Annotated in this window: 19 protein-coding genes; 4 read left to right on the forward strand and 15 right to left on the reverse strand. The window is 68.7% G+C overall.

Annotated elements, in window-relative coordinates; all coding sequences use genetic code 11:
• Positions 1–2,359: winged helix-turn-helix domain-containing protein (locus AC1DYN_RS27445; protein ID WP_477965046.1), on the forward strand; the 2,359-nt coding region annotated here is incomplete at its 5' end.
• A gap of 9 nt (positions 2,360–2,368) precedes the next feature.
• Here the strand turns inward: AC1DYN_RS27445 and AC1DYN_RS27450 are convergent.
• The 7 genes from AC1DYN_RS27450 to AC1DYN_RS27480 all read right to left on the reverse strand — a co-directional run bounded on the left by AC1DYN_RS27450 (position 2,369) and on the right by AC1DYN_RS27480 (position 9,605).
• Positions 2,369–2,908, reverse strand: coding sequence for a response regulator (locus AC1DYN_RS27450; protein ID WP_477965048.1), 540 nt, complete (start codon positions 2,906–2,908; stop codon positions 2,369–2,371).
• Positions 2,905–4,224, reverse strand: coding sequence for a response regulator c-di-GMP phosphodiesterase, NosR family (nosR, locus tag AC1DYN_RS27455; RefSeq protein WP_477965050.1), 1,320 nt, complete (start codon positions 4,222–4,224; stop codon positions 2,905–2,907). The genes AC1DYN_RS27450 and nosR overlap by 4 nt, the downstream gene beginning before the upstream one ends.
• 12 nt (positions 4,225–4,236) lie before the next feature.
• The gene (locus tag AC1DYN_RS27460; RefSeq protein WP_477965052.1) at positions 4,237–5,157 is read right to left on the reverse strand and encodes an ATP-binding protein; all 921 of its coding nucleotides are present in this window, start codon (positions 5,155–5,157) and stop codon (positions 4,237–4,239) included.
• A gap of 9 nt (positions 5,158–5,166) precedes the next feature.
• Positions 5,167–6,015 carry an HDOD domain-containing protein gene (locus AC1DYN_RS27465; protein ID WP_477965054.1) on the reverse strand — a complete coding sequence of 283 codons (849 nt, stop codon included), beginning with the start codon at positions 6,013–6,015 and terminating at the stop codon, positions 5,167–5,169.
• Complete coding sequence (locus tag AC1DYN_RS27470) at positions 6,012–6,182, reverse strand: hypothetical protein (protein WP_477965056.1); 171 nt, start codon at positions 6,180–6,182, stop codon at positions 6,012–6,014. The genes AC1DYN_RS27465 and AC1DYN_RS27470 overlap by 4 nt, the downstream gene beginning before the upstream one ends.
• Before the next feature lie 2 nt (positions 6,183–6,184).
• Complete coding sequence (locus tag AC1DYN_RS27475) at positions 6,185–9,100, reverse strand: EAL domain-containing protein (RefSeq protein ID WP_477965058.1); 2,916 nt, start codon at positions 9,098–9,100, stop codon at positions 6,185–6,187.
• Positions 9,101–9,242: 142 nt separating this feature from the next.
• The gene (locus tag AC1DYN_RS27480; protein WP_477965060.1) at positions 9,243–9,605 is read right to left on the reverse strand and encodes a response regulator; all 363 of its coding nucleotides are present in this window, start codon (positions 9,603–9,605) and stop codon (positions 9,243–9,245) included.
• A gap of 185 nt (positions 9,606–9,790) precedes the next feature.
• Here AC1DYN_RS27480 and AC1DYN_RS27485 point away from each other — a divergent pair, with 185 nt between their 5' ends.
• Positions 9,791–11,104 carry an NRAMP family divalent metal transporter gene (locus AC1DYN_RS27485; protein WP_477965062.1) on the forward strand — a complete coding sequence of 438 codons (1,314 nt, stop codon included), beginning with the start codon at positions 9,791–9,793 and terminating at the stop codon, positions 11,102–11,104.
• 25 nt (positions 11,105–11,129) lie between these two features.
• Here AC1DYN_RS27485 and AC1DYN_RS27490 read toward each other — a convergent pair whose 3' ends face one another.
• The 5 genes from AC1DYN_RS27490 to AC1DYN_RS27510 form a co-directional block, all read right to left on the reverse strand.
• Positions 11,130–11,435 carry an NIPSNAP family protein gene (locus AC1DYN_RS27490; RefSeq protein ID WP_477965064.1) on the reverse strand — a complete coding sequence of 102 codons (306 nt, stop codon included), beginning with the start codon at positions 11,433–11,435 and terminating at the stop codon, positions 11,130–11,132.
• 28 nt (positions 11,436–11,463) lie between these two features.
• Positions 11,464–11,811, reverse strand: coding sequence for a GFA family protein (locus AC1DYN_RS27495; protein ID WP_477965066.1), 348 nt, complete (start codon positions 11,809–11,811; stop codon positions 11,464–11,466).
• 37 nt (positions 11,812–11,848) lie between these two features.
• Complete coding sequence (locus AC1DYN_RS27500; protein ID WP_477965068.1) at positions 11,849–12,652, reverse strand: GNAT family N-acetyltransferase; 804 nt, start codon at positions 12,650–12,652, stop codon at positions 11,849–11,851.
• A 5-nt stretch (positions 12,653–12,657) separates the two neighbouring features.
• A complete protein-coding gene (locus AC1DYN_RS27505; protein WP_477965070.1) occupies positions 12,658–13,104 on the reverse strand; it encodes an SRPBCC family protein in 447 nt (148 codons plus the stop codon).
• 275 nt (positions 13,105–13,379) lie between these two features.
• Positions 13,380–14,276 carry an AraC family transcriptional regulator gene (locus tag AC1DYN_RS27510; protein ID WP_477965072.1) on the reverse strand — a complete coding sequence of 299 codons (897 nt, stop codon included), beginning with the start codon at positions 14,274–14,276 and terminating at the stop codon, positions 13,380–13,382.
• A 103-nt stretch (positions 14,277–14,379) separates the two neighbouring features.
• Between AC1DYN_RS27510 and AC1DYN_RS27515 the strand changes: the two genes are divergently transcribed.
• Both AC1DYN_RS27515 and AC1DYN_RS27520 read left to right on the forward strand, forming a co-directional pair.
• Positions 14,380–15,126 (forward strand): SDR family oxidoreductase, encoded by a 747-nt coding sequence (locus AC1DYN_RS27515; RefSeq protein WP_477965074.1) that lies wholly within the window; start codon positions 14,380–14,382, stop codon positions 15,124–15,126.
• A 10-nt stretch (positions 15,127–15,136) separates the two neighbouring features.
• Positions 15,137–16,036: a patatin-like phospholipase family protein gene (locus AC1DYN_RS27520; protein WP_477965076.1), complete on the forward strand. Its 900-nt coding sequence runs from the start codon at positions 15,137–15,139 to the stop codon at positions 16,034–16,036.
• Here AC1DYN_RS27520 and AC1DYN_RS27525 read toward each other — a convergent pair whose 3' ends face one another.
• From AC1DYN_RS27525 to AC1DYN_RS27535, 3 genes are all read right to left on the reverse strand, one after another.
• Positions 16,037–16,417 carry a DUF3597 domain-containing protein gene (locus AC1DYN_RS27525; protein WP_477965078.1) on the reverse strand — a complete coding sequence of 127 codons (381 nt, stop codon included), beginning with the start codon at positions 16,415–16,417 and terminating at the stop codon, positions 16,037–16,039.
• 25 nt (positions 16,418–16,442) lie between these two features.
• A complete protein-coding gene (locus AC1DYN_RS27530; RefSeq protein WP_477965080.1) occupies positions 16,443–16,691 on the reverse strand; it encodes a GlsB/YeaQ/YmgE family stress response membrane protein in 249 nt (82 codons plus the stop codon).
• Positions 16,692–16,866: 175 nt separating this feature from the next.
• Positions 16,867–17,283 carry a hypothetical protein gene (locus tag AC1DYN_RS27535; protein ID WP_477965082.1) on the reverse strand — a complete coding sequence of 139 codons (417 nt, stop codon included), beginning with the start codon at positions 17,281–17,283 and terminating at the stop codon, positions 16,867–16,869.
• Positions 17,284–17,570 lie beyond the last annotated feature (287 nt).

Below are 17,570 nucleotides of genomic sequence, written 5' to 3' on the forward strand. Positions count from 1 at the left end.
CCTGCTGGCCAGCCTGGAGGCCGCCGGGGCGGGCGCTGCGTCCGACGGCCCGGCCGGCCTGCCGGCGCTGCTGGCGCAGCGCAGCGGCGACCTGCTGATCGTGATCGACGACATCCACCGCGCGCAGGACGCGCCCTGCCTGCGCCTGCTCGATGCGCTGCTGGCCGCGTCGGCCCCCGGCGTCCATTGGGTGCTGTCCGGGCGTTGCCTGCCGGACCTGAACCTGCCGGCCTGGCGGCTGGGCGACCAGCTGGAAGTGCTGGATGGCGGCGACCTCGCCTTCGATGCCGGCCAGGTGGTGCAGCTCGGCCGCAAGCTGATGGACGAGCCGCTGAGCCGCGCGCAGGCCGAGCGGCTGGTCGAGGCCACGCAAGGCTGGACGGCCGGCGTCAAGCTCGGGCTGCTGGCGGCCGCGGCACGGCCGCGCGAGGTGGATGCCGCGCTGGCCGACTTCGACGGCGGCCACGTCGACATGGCGGCCTACCTCGACCGCGAGGTGCTGCGCGAGCAGGACGCGCCGCTGCAGGAGTTTCTCGTCTCGACCAGCCTGCTCGACGCGATGACCGGCGAGCTGTGCGATGCCTTGCTGGGCCGCGAAGGAGCGCAGGCGGTGCTGGAGCGGCTGGAGCGCAGCCAGCTGTTCGTCACCGCGCAGGACAGCCACGGGCTGGCCTTCCGCTACCACCCGCTGTTCCACGGCTTCCTGCGCAGCCGGCTGGCCGCCGACCCGGCGCGCCAGCGCGGGCTGAACGAGCGCGCCAGCCGCTGGTATGCCGGGCAGCTGCGCTTCACCGAGGCGCTGGACCATGCCTTCCGCTGCGGCGGGATGGACTGGTGCGCCGAGCTGGTCGAGCGGGCCGCGCTGCGCTGGCAGCAGACGGGCGACATCGCCGAGGTGGTGCGGTGGTGCGAGCGCCTGCCGCGCGAGCAGGTGCTGGCGCGCCCGGCGCTCGGCGTGGTCTATGCCACCTGCCTGGCGCTGTGCCGCCGCTTCGACCCGGCGCGCGCGCTGCTGCGGCGGCTGAGCGAGGACGACCCGTCGGGCTTCCAGGTGCGCACGCTGCAGCAGATCCTGCAGGCCTTGAGCGGCGAACACGACGCACTGCGCGACGCTTTGGTCGACGAGCCGCCGGCGGCGGATGAGTCGGACGGCGACGCCCAGTTGCGCGGGCTGCAGCTGGTCAACCGCGCCTATGCGCTGTTCTGCGTGCACCGCTTCGACGCGGCCTGGCGGCTGGCGATGCGCGCGCGCGAGATGCTGCAGCCGATCAGCCCGTACGGCGAGGGCTATGCGAGCAGCCTGCTGGCGCTGGTGGAGCGCGCGAAAGGCGATTTCGGCTCGGCGGCGCGCCGCGTGGAGCTGCTGTGGGCGGGCGTGCGCAACGGCCCGCGCAATGCGGCCTGGGCCAATGCCGCGACGGCGCTGGCGGTGCTGCGCTACGAGACCAACCGGCTGGCCGAGGCGCGCGCGCTGTGCGACGAACTGCTGCCGCTGGTGGAGGCCGGCGGCACCTGCGAGACGCTGGTGGCGGCGACGCGCACGCTGGCGCGCGTGCGGGCGGCCGAACGCGAGCCGCAGGCCGCGATGAAGCTGCTGGACTACCTGCACGGCGTGCTGGGCGGCAGCCACGAGCGGCGCTTTGCGGCGCAGGTGTGCTTCGACAAGGTGCGGCTGTGGCTGGCGATGGGCGAGCCGGCGCGGGCGCGCGAGTGCGCCGCGGAGTTCGGCGTGGTGGTCGACGACACCGCGCCATGGCATGAGCCGCGGCCCTACGACGAGGCCTGGGAGCGCCGCGGCATGGCGCTGGCCGCGCTGCTGTCGCATGCTCAGCGGCACGACGACACGCGTGCGGTGCTGCAGGTGCTGCGCAGCAGCGCCGAGGCGGCCGGCCACGTGCTGCGCCTGCACGCGATCGAGGCGGCGCTGGCCAGCTGCCTGTGGGAAGCCGGTGCGCGCGATGCGGCGCTGCAGTGCCTGCACCAGTCGCTGCTGCGTGCGCGCGGGCATGCGCCGTCGCGCAGCTGGTTCGACGACAACCCGCGCTTCCACCTGGTGCTGATCGCCGCGCTGGAACTGCCGCAGATGCGGCGGCTGATGCCGGCGCACGTGCTGCGGGTGTTCGGTGCGGCGCTCGGGCGCGGCGGCCGGCCCGCGCATGCGGTGGACGCGCTGACCGCGCGCGAGCTCGAGGTGCTGGTGCTGCTGGCGCAGGGCCTGAGCAACCAGCAGATCAGTGCCCGCGCGCAGATCTCGATGACCACCGTGAAGTGGCACGTGAAGAACATCTTCGCGAAGCTCGGCGTGGGCACGCGGGTGGGAGCGCTGGTGCGGGCGCGCGAGCTGCGGCTGGTCGGTTGAGCGCGGCCCTCAGTTCAGGGGCGGCATCAGCACCTCGCCGTTCGGGCCCCACTCCACGTGCGTCAGGCCCGGCTCCTGGGCCTCGAGCCGCCGCCGCTCGGCTTCCAGTGCCGGCAGCTGGCCCTGTTGAACCCGCATCGCATCGGCCAGTGCCGATTCTTCCTTTCCGGTCTGGGCGCGTTCGAGCGCAAGCTTCACGTCCCGGATGAGTTCCTCGTCGTCCCAGGGCTTGAGGATGTAGCGGAACACCTGCGCGTCGTTCACGGCGCGCACCAGCGTCGACACGTCGGCGGAGCCGCTGACGATCATCGGCACCGCCTGGGGCTGGATGCCTCGAACGTCGCGCAGGAACGAAACACCATCCTGCAGCGGCATGCGGAAGTCCGACACGACCACGTCGAACGCACGCTCGCGAACGCGAGCGAGCGCGAGTTGCGTGTCGCTGAACGACTCGATGCGGGCGAGGTCGCGCAGCGGCACGCGCAGTGCACGATGCAGTGCCGCGAGCACGTTGGGTTCGTCGTCGACCAGCAGGATGGATGCTTTCATGAGGTTCTCCGGGGCGGCCGCACGCGCAGCTCGATGCGAATGCCTTCGCGTTGTTCGTACAGGCGGATGCGGCGGATGGTGTCGGCGGTCAGCACATGGTCGGTCGCCAGCAGCACCGCGCCTTCGCGCGAGACCAGGTCGGCCGCGAGGACCATGCCGGGCTGCAGCGATTCCGTGGTCATCAGCAGCGGCGCGGGCGGCGCCGGCGCGCTGGGCTGGTTGATGTGCAGGAAGACGTCCAGCACCTCGGGGTCGAACTGCAGGCCCCGGCCGTGCATCATCAGCGTGCGCACCTGCGCCGTCTTCAGCCCCGGCGCGCCCATGTGGCCGTTGAGCAGGTCGTCATGGGCGTCGGCCACGGCCAGGATGCGAGCGCCCAGCGGAATGTCCGCGCCGGCCAGTGCGTCCGGAAAGCCTTGCCCGTCGAAGCGTTCGTGGTGCGCGCGGATCAGCGCAGCGACCGGTTGCATGTCGTCCAGCGCCAGCAGCGACTGTTCGCCCAGGATGGGGTGCTTGCGGTAGAGCGCGAGTTCCTCGGCCGTCAGCTTGGGCACCGGCTTCGCGAGGATCTCGTCGGACAGGCCGATCAACCCGATGTCATGCAGCAGCGCCGCGACGAACACCGTCTGCGTGTCCTCGCTGCTGCAGCCCATGGCCTTGGCGACTTGCCGGGTCGATTCGGCCAGGCGGCGGCCGTGCCCGACCAACTGGCTGCCGCGCAACTCGATCAGGTTGGCGAACACCTTGATCGACGTCATGTAGTTGCGCTTGAGCTTGTCGTTCGCCTGCGTGACCTCGGCGGTGCGCTGCTCCACCCGAAGCTCGAGCTGGGCATTGAAGCTGCGCAACTCTTCGTTCTGCGAACGCGTCAGCGTCTCGAGCCGCGTCTTCTCGCGCTCCAGCGCCAGCCGCTCCAGCGCCTGCGCGACGGTGACCTGGAGTTCGCCGTCGTCCCAGGGCTTGTTGACGTAGCGGTAGATCTGGCCCTCGTTGATGGCGGCGATGGTGGACGTGACGTCGGCGTAGCCCGTGAGCAGGATGCGCATCGTGCGCGGCCAGCGTCGCCGGACCTGGCCGAGCAGCTGGGCCCCGTCCATGCCGGGCATGCGCATGTCCGAGATGACCAGGTCTGCCGGCTCGGCTTCCATGATCGCCAGCGCCTCGGCCCCGCCCGGCACGGTGAGCACGCGGTAGTGCGGGTTGCGCAATGCGCGCTTCAACGACGAGAGGATGTTCGGCTCGTCGTCGACGCACAGGATGGTCCAGGGCGCCTGGGCCGTTGCGACGGCGGGTCCGGACACTGCGGTCTCTTGCATGGTGGCCTCGCGTCAGCCGGGCAGCGTGTCGGCGCGCTTGACGGGAACGCTGACGCGGAACGCGGTGCCCCGGCCGGGTTCGCTGGAGACTTCGATGCGGCCTCCATGCTTCTTGACGATGCCATAGGACAGCGACAGCCCGAGCCCCGTCCCCTTGCCGACCGGCTTGGTCGTGAAGAACGGATCGAAGATGCGCTTCAGGTTCTCGGCGGGGATTCCGCAGCCGTTGTCCGAGATCTCGACCCAGGCCTCGTCGCCCTGCGTGCCGGTCTTGATCGTGATCGTCCCGCGCTCCGCGCTGATGGCATGCGCCGCGTTGACCAGCAGGTTCAGGAACACCTGGTTCAGCTCGGACGGCAGGCATTCCACGTCGGGCAGTTCGCCATACTGCCTGACGACGTCGGCCTTGTACTTGATCTCGTTGTTGACGATGTTCAGCGTCGAATCGATGCCGGTGTGCAGGTTGACCCACTCCCATTCCTGGCGCGCATCGACGCGCGAGAAGTCCTTCAGGTCCTGGACGATCTTGCGCACGCGCTGGATGCCGTCCTTCGATTCGGCCATCAGGGCGGGGATGTCGTCCTTCAGGTAGTCGAGTTCGATTTCCTCGCGCAGGCGCAGCAGTCGCGCGGCGGCCGGCGTGCCGGCCAGCGCCGGCTCGGCCTCCTCGTAGGCCTTCAGCATGTCGAACAGCTGGGCCAGGTATTTCTCCAGCGTGCCGAAATTCGAGAAGATGAAGCCGATGGGGTTGTTGATCTCGTGGGCCACACCGGCGGCCAGCTGGCCGATCGACGCCAGCTTCTCCGATTGAACCAGCTTGTCCTGGGCATCCGAGAGCTTGCGGTTCAGCTCGGTGAGGTCCTCGTTCGTGCGCAGCAGCGCCTCGACCTGCAGGGGGGTGAGCTGGCTGGCAGCGGCTTCATGCGTGTCCATGGGTGTCTCCTACACGGTCAGCGATTCGCGCACGCTGCGCGCTTGCCGCTCCGTTCGTTCGAAAGTGCGTTGCACCTGCTGCGGCGTCAGGCCCATGCGCTGCCACGCCTCCAGGGACAGCGGTGGGACCATGTCCTCGTCCAGGCCCGACAGATCGAGCGCGTGGGTCATGTTGTCGGCCACGTGCACCACGTCGGCCAGCGTGGCCGTCGTGTGTGCGGGCAGTTCGTGATGGCAGCGGATGGCCTCGGCGATGGCCGGCGCGAAGTGCCAGTGGCTGGCGATCAGGCCGCCCACCGTGGCGTGGTCGGTGTTGAGCATCAGGCGTTCTGCCTCGATGGAATGAACGTCGTGCTGTGCGGCCCAGCCGAGGGTCTGGCTCAGCTCCAGCGGAAAGTAGGTGGCCAGTGCGAGGCGCCCGATGTCGTGCATGAGCCCGGCGGAGAACGCCGCCTCGGTGTCCTGGCGGGTGGCAGCGGCGAGTTCCTGTGCGCAGAATGCGGTGGCCAGCGCGTGGCGCCAGAAGCCGTCGAAGTCGAAGCCTTCGCAGGCGGTTCGATCGAAGCTCGAGATCACCACTGCGGTGGTCGCCACCGTGGCGACCGTGCGCAGGCCCAGGATGCTGATCGCGTCGCGGATCGACGAGACACGGCCGGCCACGCCGTAGAACGACGAGTTGGCCAGGCGCAGCGTCTTGGCCGTCAGGGCCTGGTCATGCGAGATCGTGGTCGCGAGTTCATCGACGGCGACGTCCTCGCGTTTCAGGGCCGAGCGCAGTTCGATGACCGCCTGCGGCAACGCCGGCAGCGTGCGGACCTTCGCATGGATGGCGTCGGGCTGGAGGGCGAGGTGGCTCACGGGTGCTCCTCGAGGCGGTACTGCTGGATCAGGTGGAACAGCGGGTGCAGCCGGCCTTCCTGCAGCGAGGCACGGAACAGGTAGGCCAGGCGCGCGCGCACATCGTCGGGCGTCGCGTCGCGCGGTGGGCCGGGTGTCTTCTCGCAGGCGTGTGGGTCGTTCGACATGGTCAGGTGGGCTCCCCTTGGAATTCGGTGGTGATGACCAGCAGCTTGCCGCGTGCGGCGGTGTCGCTCATCGCGCGGCAGACGGCGCGGTACGCGTGGCCGTCGAGCCGGATGCGGCGCTGGATGCCGTCGTCCAGGTGCAGGATGCCGGCAAGCTCGGCGGGCAGCGCGTCGTCCGCGTCGCAGCCGATCAGCGCGCCGCCGTCGCACAGAAGGGCCTGTGCGTCGCGGTTGACGAAGGCGATCATGCCGTCGGCATCGACGCCGATGATGGGCGTCGGCACGTTCTCCAGCACGCCGCGGGCGTTGGCCGCGCGGCTTTCCTCGAGGCTGGTCTGTTCGCGCTGGCGCGCGAGCAGTTCCTCCAGGCGCTGGTTGACGCGGGCCAACTCGTGGTTGGCGTTGTGCACCTCGTGCGCCAGCCGCCGGTTCTCGTCCGCGAGGTCCTTCTGCCTGAACGCCTCCGCGACGTGTGCCCGCAGCCGCTCGTCATCCCAGGGCTTGGTCAGGAACTTGTAGATCGCGCCTTCGTTCACCGCATCGGTGATCGACTGCAGCTCGGTGTAGCCGGACAGCACCATGCGCACCGTGTCCGGATAGAGCTCCTTGGCGCGGCGCAGGAACTCGACGCCGGTCATCCCCGGCATGCGCTGGTCCGACACGATGACGTCGACGTTGACCTCGGCCAGGCGCTGCAGCCCTTCGGCGCCGCTGTTCGCGGTGACGATGTGGTACCCATCGCGGCGGAACAGGCGGCGCAGCGACGACACGATGTTCTCCTCGTCGTCCACCAGCAGCAGCGTGCGCTTGCGCTGGCTGCGCGTCAGGAATCGTTCGGGCAGCCGGCGGTCTTCGCGCAGCATCTGCTCGATCTCCGCCGCGGCCACCGGCTCGCTGAAGAAGAAGCCCTGGATCATGTCGCAGCCGTTGGCGATCAGCAGGTTCAGCTGGCCCTCGGTCTCGACGCCTTCGGCGAGCACCTTCATCTGCAGGCCGTGGGCCATCGTCAGGACGGCGCGCGTGATCGAGACGTCTTCGGGGGCGGCGGTCACGTCGTGCACGAACGAGCGGTCGATCTTCACCACGTCGATGGGCAGGGTCCGCAGCACGCCCAGGTTGGAGTAGCCGGTGCCGAAGTCGTCGAGCGAGATCTCCACGCCGATCGCCTTCAGTTCGCGCAAGGTGCGCGACGTGTGCTCGACGTCGAGCGTCAACATGCTTTCGGTGACTTCCACGCCGAGGTGCGCCGGGTTGGCCCCGGTTTCCAGCAGGATGGAATGCAGGCGCCTGGCGATGTCGGGCTGCTGCAATTGCAGCGGCGACAGATTCACGTGCACGCGCACGTCCGGAAGGCCGGCGCGCGCCCAGGCCGTCACCTGCGTGCACGCGCTGCGCAGGACCCACTCGCCGATCGGGATGATGAGGCCGGTCTGCTCGGCCACCGGGATGAATTCGACCGGCGAGACCTCCCCGAGTTCGCTGCAGTTCCACCGGAGGAGGGCCTCGACGCCCAGCAACCTGCCGTCGGTCAGATCGACCTGCGGTTGATAGTGCAGGGTCAGTTCCTGGCGGCCGATGGCGCGGCGCAGCGCCGACTCGAGCGTCATGCGGCGCACCGCGTGGACGTTGGCCTGGGGCGTGAAGAAGGCGATGCGGCTGGCGCCGTTGTCGGTCTGCAGGCGTGCCGTCTGTGCGCATTCGAGCAAGCGCTGCGCATTGTCGGCGTCCGTCGGATAGGTGGCGACACCCATCGAGCAGCTGAGGTACACCTCGGTCTGGCCGACGCTTTCGGGATGGCGCAGGCCGTCGAGGATGGCGCGTGCACGGTCGAGCACGGCGCCTTGATCGTCGGCCAAGGCGGCGTCCAGCAGGATGGCGAACTCGCCGCCACCCAGGTGGGCGAGGGTTTCGTCGCTCTTGCACAAGCCGGACAGACGCGCGGCAATGGCCATCGCGAGGGTGTCGCCGGCGCCGAAGCCCATGGTCTCCTCGACCTGGTCGACCTGCGCGATGTTGAGCGACAGCAGCGTGAACCGGCTGTCATCCCACTGCGCCGCATGGGCCGCCGCATCGACGCGGTCCAGCAGCAGCACCCGGTTGGGCAGGCCGGTCAGCTCGTCGAAGTTCGCGAGCTCCTGGATGCGGCCTTCGGCCTCCCGTTGGGCGGTGATGTCCTGGAGGATGACGACGCCGCGCAGCGACACGCCGTCGGTGCCGAGCTCGACGATGCCACGGTGCAGCACTTCGAGGCGGCTGCCGTCGGAGCGCAGGATGCGGTGCTGGAACTCGAACGGGTCGCCGGGCGCGGCGCCGCGCCAGATGGACAGCACGTAGCGGCGCTCGTCGCGCGGGATCCAGCGCAGCGCGGCCGCGACGGACAGGGTGCCGAGTTCGTGCATCTCGCCCACCAGCGCATAGGCGCCCGACGACAGCGTCGCGCGGCGGCCGGCCAGGTCGATCTCGACCGAGCCGCTGCGGCAGAGGAGCTCGGTCTGGGCCAGCATGCGGGCCCGCCAGTCGGACAGCTCGCGTGCGCGCTGGATTTCGCTCACGTCGCTGAGCGTCACCAGGTCGGCCGGCCGGCCTTCGAACGCGATGGCGCGACCGAACACCCGACCGACGAACACGCTGCCATCGGCGCGCACGCAGCGAATGTCGTAGGCCACGCCGGCGATGCCGGCCATGCGCTGGCGGATGTGCTCGGCCACCCGCTCCACGTCCTGCGGGTGCACGACGCGAGTCGCTGCCATGCCGCCCAGCAGCTGGGCTTGCGTGTACCCGAGCAGTTCGACCATCTTCGGGTTGACGTAGCGGAAGCAGCCGTCCTGGATGACGAACATGCCGACCTGCGCCTGCTCGACGAACTCGCGGTAGGTGTGCGCCGCGAGCGGCGCGACGGGGGCGGGGGGGGCGGACACGATGACAGTCTCCATCTGCGGGGGCGCGCGCTCCTTGTACTTCTTGTGGAGCGCTTGGCCGGATATCGACGTCGAATTTCGAAGCTTGAGCCTCGATGGAGTGATCCGCCGCTGCGGCACTGCCATCTGACAGATTGGGTTGCTAGCGGAGGACTTTCTTGATGACTTCGACCAGCTTGGCCGGGTCGAAGGGCTTGACCAGCCAGCCGGTGGCGCCGGCGCTGCGGCCCGCCTGCTTCATCTGGTCGCTCGATTCGGTGGTCAGTATCAGGATCGGCGTCGCCTTGAACTTCGGATTGTCGCGAAGCGTTCGGGTGAGCGTGAGGCCGTCCATGCGGGGCATGTTCTGGTCCGTCAGGACGAGGTCGAAGTCGCGGGACGTGGTTTTCTCGTACGCGTCCTGGCCGTCCACCGCTTCGACGACGCTGTAGCCGGCGCTCTTGAGGGTGAAGGAAACCATTTGACGCATCGATGCGGAATCGTCGACGACGAGGATGGACGGCATGGGCTTTCTCCCTTTGGGGTGGGGTTTTACTTGGCGGATCCGCTTTGCGCAACCCTCACGCGGGAGCTGCTTCTCCTACGACCGGTATCGCGCCAGTCCTATGGGCATGCCGGTCATGGCCTTCGATGATCGGCTCGCTCTCGTGAAGGGTGCCGCATCAGATGCAACGTCGAAGAATCACCACCATGGCAACTGCTCGCGAGCGCGCTGTCGCGGCCTTGGACCCGGCCGCAGCGTCGACCCGCGCGAAGCTGTCGTGGTGGAAGACGCTCGGCCCGGGCCTGATCACCGGGGCGGCCGACGACGACCCGAGCGGCATCGCGACCTACACGCAGGCCGGGGCGCAGTTCGGCTACGGCATCGGCTGGACGCTGCTGCTGACGTTTCCGCTGATGGTGGGCATCCAGCTCGCCAGCGCGCGCATCGGCCGCATCACCGGCAAGGGCCTGACCGACAACGTCGCGAAGCTGTGCCCGGCGTGGGTGGTGATGCTGCTCGTGTCGCTGCTGGTGGTCGCGAACGTGATCAACCTCGGGGCCGACCTGAACGCGATGGCCGATGCGCTGGCGCACGTCGTCGGCGGGCCGGCGCCGGTGTACGCGGTGGCCTTCGGGCTGCTGTCGCTCGGGCTGCAGGTCTGGCTGCCCTACCAGCGCTACGTCGGCATCCTCAAGTGGCTGACGCTGAGCCTGTTCGCCTACGTGGGCGTGGCCTTCGCGGTGCACGTGGACTGGGGGCAGGCGCTGCAGGGTGCGCTGCTGCCGCACGTCCGGTGGAACAAGGACTATGTGACGACGGTGGTGGCGATCCTGGGCACCACGATCAGCCCGTACCTCTTCTTCTGGCAGGCCGCGCAGGAGGTGGAAGAGATCCACCGCGTCGCCGCGGACAAGCCGTTGCTGCGCGCACCCGCGCAGCGCGAGGCGCAGTTCCGGCGGCTGCGCATCGACACGGTCTCGGGCATGGGCTTCTCCAACCTGATCGCGTTCTTCGTGATCGTGGCCGGTGCCGCCACGCTGCACCAGCAAGGCATCGTCCACGTGGCGACGACCACGCAGGCGGCGATGGCGCTGAAGCCGATCGCCGGCAATTTCGCCTTCGTGCTGTTCGCGGCCGGCATCATCGGCACCGGGCTGCTGGCGCTGCCGGTGCTGGCCGGATCGGCGGCGTTCGCGGTGGCAAGCCTGGCCAAGGTGCGCAAGGGGCTCGACCAGCCGCTGCATCTGGCGAAGGCGTTCTACGCGATCCTCGCGGCGGCGATGGGGGTGGGCATCGCCATCAGCATCGCGGGGTTCAACCCGATGAGTGCGCTGTACTGGTCGGCGGTGGTCAATGCGGTGATCTCGGTGCCCATCATGGTGGGCGTGATGGTCGCGTCGTCGAGCCCGCGCGTCGTCGGGCAGATGCCGCTCGGCCCGGTGTGGCGGGTGCTCGGCTGGGGCGCCACCGCGGTGATGGCGGCCGCCAGCGTGGCGATGCTGGTGGCGGCGCTTGTGTGAGCTTCTGCGTCAGATCCAGCCTGTTTCACTCGAACACGGGCCGGAAGAACGTGCGCTCGTAGCTGAGGAAGCAGCGCGTCTCTTCGGCATACCGGAAGGCGGCCTGGCATTGGGGATCGTCGAACGACTTCATCCGGTACGCCTCGTAGGCCGCGAACGACGGGAAGGAGAACGAGGCGAGCGCGATGTTGCTGGCGCCTTCGGAGGGCAGCAGGTAGCCGTGGTGTACGCCGCCGAACTTCCGCACGAGCGGGATCCAGAGCTTGCCGTAATGCTCGAATTCCTTGATCTTGAACGGATCGAGGATGTAGCGCAGGTGGCAGGTGATCATGCGATGGGTTTCCTTGCGAGCTGGTGTTCTACTTGGACCGTCCGTCGAACTGCGTGACCGGGATCGACGCGAGGTCGATCCCCTCCAGGCAACGGATGTTGATGGCCGCCATGCGATGGCCCTTGGGATCGGTGCCTTCGCCGTAGGGGTGGATGCCGCAGGTCGGGCAGAACCGATGCTTGATCACGTGCTTGTTGAACACGTAGGTGCTGGCGTTCTCGTCCGGGGTCGACAGGCGCAGCGCGTCGCGCGGCACGAACCACATCAGCGAGCCCTTGCGCTGGCAGATGGAGCAGTTGCACGACATGGCGCCGCCGATCTCGCCTTCGACCTCGAATGCCACCTGTCCGCAGTGGCAGCTTCCCTTGTAGTTCATGGTTTGTCTCCGTTGTCTGTCTGTCGAGGGGCAGACTCTACCCAAGGCTGCCCCGGTTGCGGGAGAGTGCCTCACCCGATATCCGGTAGGTCAGCCTGTCCGCGACATGGATGGCGCCCAGCTTCTCGTAGAAGCGGCGGGCGCCTTCATTCGAAGCATTCACCGTCCAATCGACCCGCACGCAGCCCCTGTTCGCGGCGTATTGCAGCACCCAGTTCATCAGGGCTTCTCCCACACCCCGGCGGCGTTGCGAGGACAGCACGTACACCTCCTTCACGAACAACTGCTCGCGCTCGGCGGGCGACGGGTTCACGAAGGATTGGAACGACGAGACGGCGACGAGTCCGATGACGGTACCCTCGTTCGCGGAAGCGACGACCAACCGAACCGGCGACCTGGGCGAGACCAGGTTCTCGAGAAAATTGGCCTGCACCTCGGCCCTCGATGCTGCTTTCGCCCCGTTGTAGTGGATGCCCAGGTCATGCAGGAGATCGATGGCGGACCCGTACTGGTCTTCCTCGATGAAGCCGATGCGCAGAGCGGCTCTTCCCGCGGCTGCGTGCTGCTCGATCGAACGAATGCCGGCAAGCATCTTGTCACGCGCCGACGAGTTGGCCGAATGCACCGCCATCTTCGGCGGCTTGAAGCCGCGCAGGATGACGGCTTCTTCGATCCAGAGGACGACGTCGTAGCCCGTTCCGCGCTCGTCGTCCCCGAGGTCGTGGTCGAGACTCAGCTCTTCCACCTGGCCCGATTCCAACAGCGCGATGGCTTCGGAAGGCCAGTAGGCACGAACCCAGCCTTCGGGCGTGGCGCGCTCATCGTCGAGAAACAGTCGCATCGAGATCAATCCGGGATTTCAGGTTCGACCAATGTTGCCAGTTGCGCGAGCGACTCCTGCCAGCCGAGATGGCACATCTCGACCGGTATGACGGCCGGCAGTCCTTCCTGGACGATGCTGATCTCGGTCCCGCACGCCACCTGTCGCAATGAAATCGTGGTCTGCATTTCGCCCGGCAGGTTGGGATCGTCGAACGCGTCGGTGTAGCGGATGCGCTCGTTCGGCACCAGCTCGCGGTACTCGCCGCCGAAGCTGTGCCCGTGGCCGGTGGTGAAGTTGGTGAAAGACATCTTGTAGGTCCCGCCGACCCGCGCGTCCATGTGGTGGACCTTGCACGTGAAGCCGTAGGGCGGCAGCCACTTGGCCATCGCATCCGCCTCCAGGAACGCGCGGTAGACGCGTTCGGGCTTGGAACGAAGCACGCGATGCAGACGAACAGTGCCGGTGGTCATGATGAGGATCCTTTCGATTCGCGGGGTGGGATGACTGCAGAGCGTCGGCATGGGATGGCATGCCTGGGTCTCTGCTTCCACGACGTTCGATGGCGCGGCGGATCGACGCAGTGATGCGTCGGGGTTTACCCGTGCCCGACCACCGCAGTCCGTGATGCGTCAAGCCTCTGCGACGCCCATGTCCGGCGCAGCGATGTCGAAACTGGGTTCCTGTCTGTCTTGCGGACTGTGGGGCATGGATCCTCCCGGGTGTTCTCTCGAGGGTCGATTTGCCATCAGTGTTGCCTGGCATACCGACCCGGCGACTGCCCCACGTGGCGGCTGAACGCCGTGCTGAAGGTGCTGGCCGAGCCGTAGCCGACGCGTTCGGCGACCTCGGCGATGCCGAGATCCTGCCGGCGCAGCATGTCCTTCGCGAGCGCCATGCGCCACGCGACCAGGTACTCCATCGGCGGCAGGCCCACGGCCCGCGTGAAGCGCTCGTAGAAGGCCGAGCGCGACAGCGCCGCCTTCTTCGCGAGCTGCGCCACCGTCCACGACCGCGCGGGGTCGCCGTGCATCTGCCGCATCGAGTGCGCGATGCGCTCGTCGGCCAGGCCGCGCGCCAGCCCCGGCGGCGCATCGTCGCCCGAGGTCGAACGCAGCGCCTCGATCAGCATCAGCTCGACCAGGCGCGCCAGCACCAGTTCGCGGCCTGAGCGCTGCTCGCGCGATTCCCCGGCGACCAGGCGCACGAAGGTCGACAGCCGCTCCATCCCGCGCAGGTGCAGCACTGCCGGCAGCAGCGACACCAGCAGCGCCGCATCGGGCGAGTCGAACACGAAGTAGCCGCCCAGCAGCCGCACGTCGGGCCGGCCACCGCGCCGGCCGTGCCGCACCTCGCCCGCGGGCGCCGGCGTGGCCTTGGGATCGATGTGCACCGGCACCACCGGCGTGAAGCCCGACATCGCGAAGCCGGGCGTCGTCGGCAGCAGCACGAAGTCGCCGGCCTCGAGCGTGATCGCCGGCTGACCGTCGACCGCCAGCAGGCAGCGGCCTTCGAGCACGGCGCAGAAGCTCGGCTGGCCGAAGTCGGAATACCGCACGCCCCAGTCGCCGGCACCGCTGATGCCCTTGGCGAACACCGTGCGGGGCCGCAGCAGCGTGATGACATCCGAGAGGGGATCGCTCATGGTCTGGACGCTCGCAAACAAAAGACGGACTCCGTATTGTGGATTGTCCGGTCCGTCGTGGCTATCGTGACGACCATCGCAACCCCCCACGGAAACCACCGCCATGAAGACTGTCCTGATCACCGGCTGCTCGTCCGGCTACGGCCTCGAGACTGCACGCCATTTCCACGCCCAGGGCTGGCACGTCGTCGCCACGATGCGCACGCCGCACGAAGACATCCTGCCGAGCGCGGGCGAGCGCCTGCGCGTGCTGCCGCTGGACGTGACCCGGCCCGAGAGCATCGCGGCCGCGCTGCAGGCCAGCGGCCCGATCGACGTGCTCGTCAACAACGCGGGGCTGGGGCTCTTCGGTGCCTTCGAGGCCACGCCGATGGCCACCACGCGCGAGATCTTCGAGACCAACACCTTCGGCACGATGGCGATGACGCAGGCGGTGCTGCCGCAGTTCCGCGCGCGCCGCTCGGGCGTGGTGGTCAACGTCACCTCCAGCGCGACGCTGGCGCCGATGCCGCTGGTGGCGGTGTACACCGCCAGCAAGACGGCCATCGAAGGCTTCACCGCCTCGCTCGCGTTCGAGCTGGAGGCCTTCGACGTGAAGGTGAAGTTGGTGCAGCCGGGCTACGGGCCGACGACCCGCTTCACGAGCAACGGCGGCGCGCGCATGCAGGGCTTGATCCCCGAGCCGTATGCGCCGTTCGCGCAGCGCATCTTCGCGGCGCTGACGAAGCCGGGTGTCGTGACGGCCGAGTCCGACGTGGCCGAGGCGGTGTGGCGCGCCGTGAACGACACGACCGGGCAGCTGCGCTTCCCGGCCGGGGCCGATGCCGTCGCGCTGGCCCGGTCGAAGTGAGCCCAAGGCCATGAAGCCCTTCGGCACCCGCCACCTCGGCACGGTCGTCGCCGCGCTGCTCGCCGCCGTGATCACCGGATGCGCCAACATGCGCGATGCGGCGACTTCGGAGTTGAAGCCCAAGCCGCTCGCGCAGGTCGAGCGACCTGCCACCGAGGCCCGCCGGCCGACCGTGGCCCTGGTGCTGGGTGGTGGCGGTCTGCGCGGCTTCGCCCACATGGGCGTGCTGCGGGCTCTCGAGGAAGCCGGCATCCGGCCGGACATCGTGGTCGGCACGTCGGCCGGTGCCATCGTCGGCGCGGCCTACGCCAGCGGGATGACGGTGGCGCAGATCGAAGCGGCTGCCAGCCAGGTCAAGCTGTCATCGCTGATCGACTTCACCTGGAGTTCGCAGGGGCTCATGCGCGGCAACAAGCTCGCAGCCTGGGTCGACACGATGACCGCCGGCGTGCCGATCGAGAACTTCCCGATCCGCTACGCCGCGGTGGCCACCGACCTGGCGAGCGAGAAGCCGGTGCTGCTCGACAGCGGCCCCGCCGGCACCGCGATCCGGGCGTCGGCCGCGGTGCCCGGCGTCACTGTCGCCATCCCCTACGGCACGGGCCACCTGGTCGATGGGGGCATCACCAGCCTGGTGCCGGTGCGCTTCGCGCGTGCGATGGGGGCCGACGTCGTGATCGCGGTGGACATCTACTGCCAGGGCCCGCGCAGCGACGGCGTGGGCGCGCTCACGGTGATCCACCGCGTGATGCATGCCCAGAGCTGCCTGCTCGCAGCGCCGGAGATGGCCGAGGCCGACGTGCTGATCGCGCCCGCCGTCAAGGTGTCGGGCCTGTCTGCGAAGGACGAGCAACAACTTGCCATCAAGGCAGGCTACGAAGCCGCACGCGCCGCGTTGCCGCGGCGATGATCAATCCAGCAGGTTCGCCGGCACCTTGCCGCCGTTCTCGGCCAGCTTCTTCAGCACCTGCTTGTGCAGCCAGATGTTCATCGTGGCGGTGTCGTTCTTGTCGCCGGTGAAGCCCAGTTCGGTGGCCAGTTCGCGGCGCTCGGCCAGGCTCGATTCCATGCCCACGAGCTTCATCAGGTCGACGATCGACGTGCGCCAGTTCAGCTTCTGCGACGAAGCCGCCGCCAGCCCGCTGAGCACCGCCTCGACGTCGACCTCGCTCATCGCGACGGCCACGGGCGCTGCCTGCGTCGCGGGCGCCTGGGCCTGCGCGACGGGGGCCGAAGGCTCGTCGGCCTTCTTGCCGAAGATGGCGTCCTTGATCCTGCTGAAGATGCTCATGGCGTGCTCCTGGTTCGGTTGGACTTCAGGTCTTCTTGCTGACGAGGCGGTAGATCAACAACAGGACGATCGCGCCCACGAGGCCGCCGAAGAAGCCGGCCGACTGGCCGGGCTGGTACCACCCGAGCGCTTGCCCGGCATAGGTGGCGAGCAGCGAGCCGGCCACGCCGATCGCCACGGTGATGATGAAGCCGCCCGGGTCGCGGCCCGGCGTCAGCATCTTCGCCAGCAACCCCACCACGAAACCGATCAAGATCGTCCAGATGATGTGCATGGGCCTGTCCTCGGGTCGAAGGAAGGGGGAGACCCCCGGCGGGCGTTCAGTCTAGGGCCTGTTCACGCGTTCGGCGAGTGATCGGAAAGACCCTCGGACTCGACGGTGTTTGCGCGTCGGGCTTGCTGCGCATCGGCGGCGAGGCCTTGCCGGCTCACGTCTCATCGCGGTGCATTCACGGCTGCACGCTGCGCAAGCGCACGGCGATGTGCGCCCCCAGCAGCGCCATCGGGATGACGGTGACGAGTGCGAGCAGGTTGAACCACAGCGGGTTCTCGCCCCAGAAGAGCAGCCCGAACAGCGCGCCGAGGATACCGACGCCGAGCCCGTTGAAGTACGGGAACCGCCCGGCGATCCGTGCGGCGACGCAGCCGCCGGCCACCGTCGTCAGCGTGCCCAGGATGATGCTGGTGAGCAGGAAGCTGGTGCTGGTGGTGACGGCCTGCAGGTCCTGCGACACCTGCTCGGCGGAGCGGCCTTCGACGGAGACGTCGCCGCCATGGAGCAGGAGCAGGCCGATGCCCAGCACGGTGTCGAGTGCCAGCGTCAGCAGGATGCCGATGGCCACGGCCTTGAGATTGATTCGATTCATCCGGTTTCTTCCTTGTGCGTGGGGTTGCCTGGTGCCGATTCTCTCAAGTCCCCCGGACCCACCGGTGCCACCAGCCCAGCCGCTCGGGATAATCGGCGCACAACCACAGGAGGGATTCCGTGTCCGATGCATTTCGCGCCGATCTGGCGAGCCGCCGCTTTGTCTTGAGGGGTTTGAGTTCGGCCGTGCTGCTGGCCGTCGCGGCCTGCGGCGGCGGGGGTGGGGACAGCTCCGCACCGGCGCCCGTCGGCGGCACGCCGCCGGCCCCCGTGCCACCCGCCCCGGTT

The sequence above is a fragment of the Rhizobacter sp. P2_D12 genome (assembly GCF_056404395.1).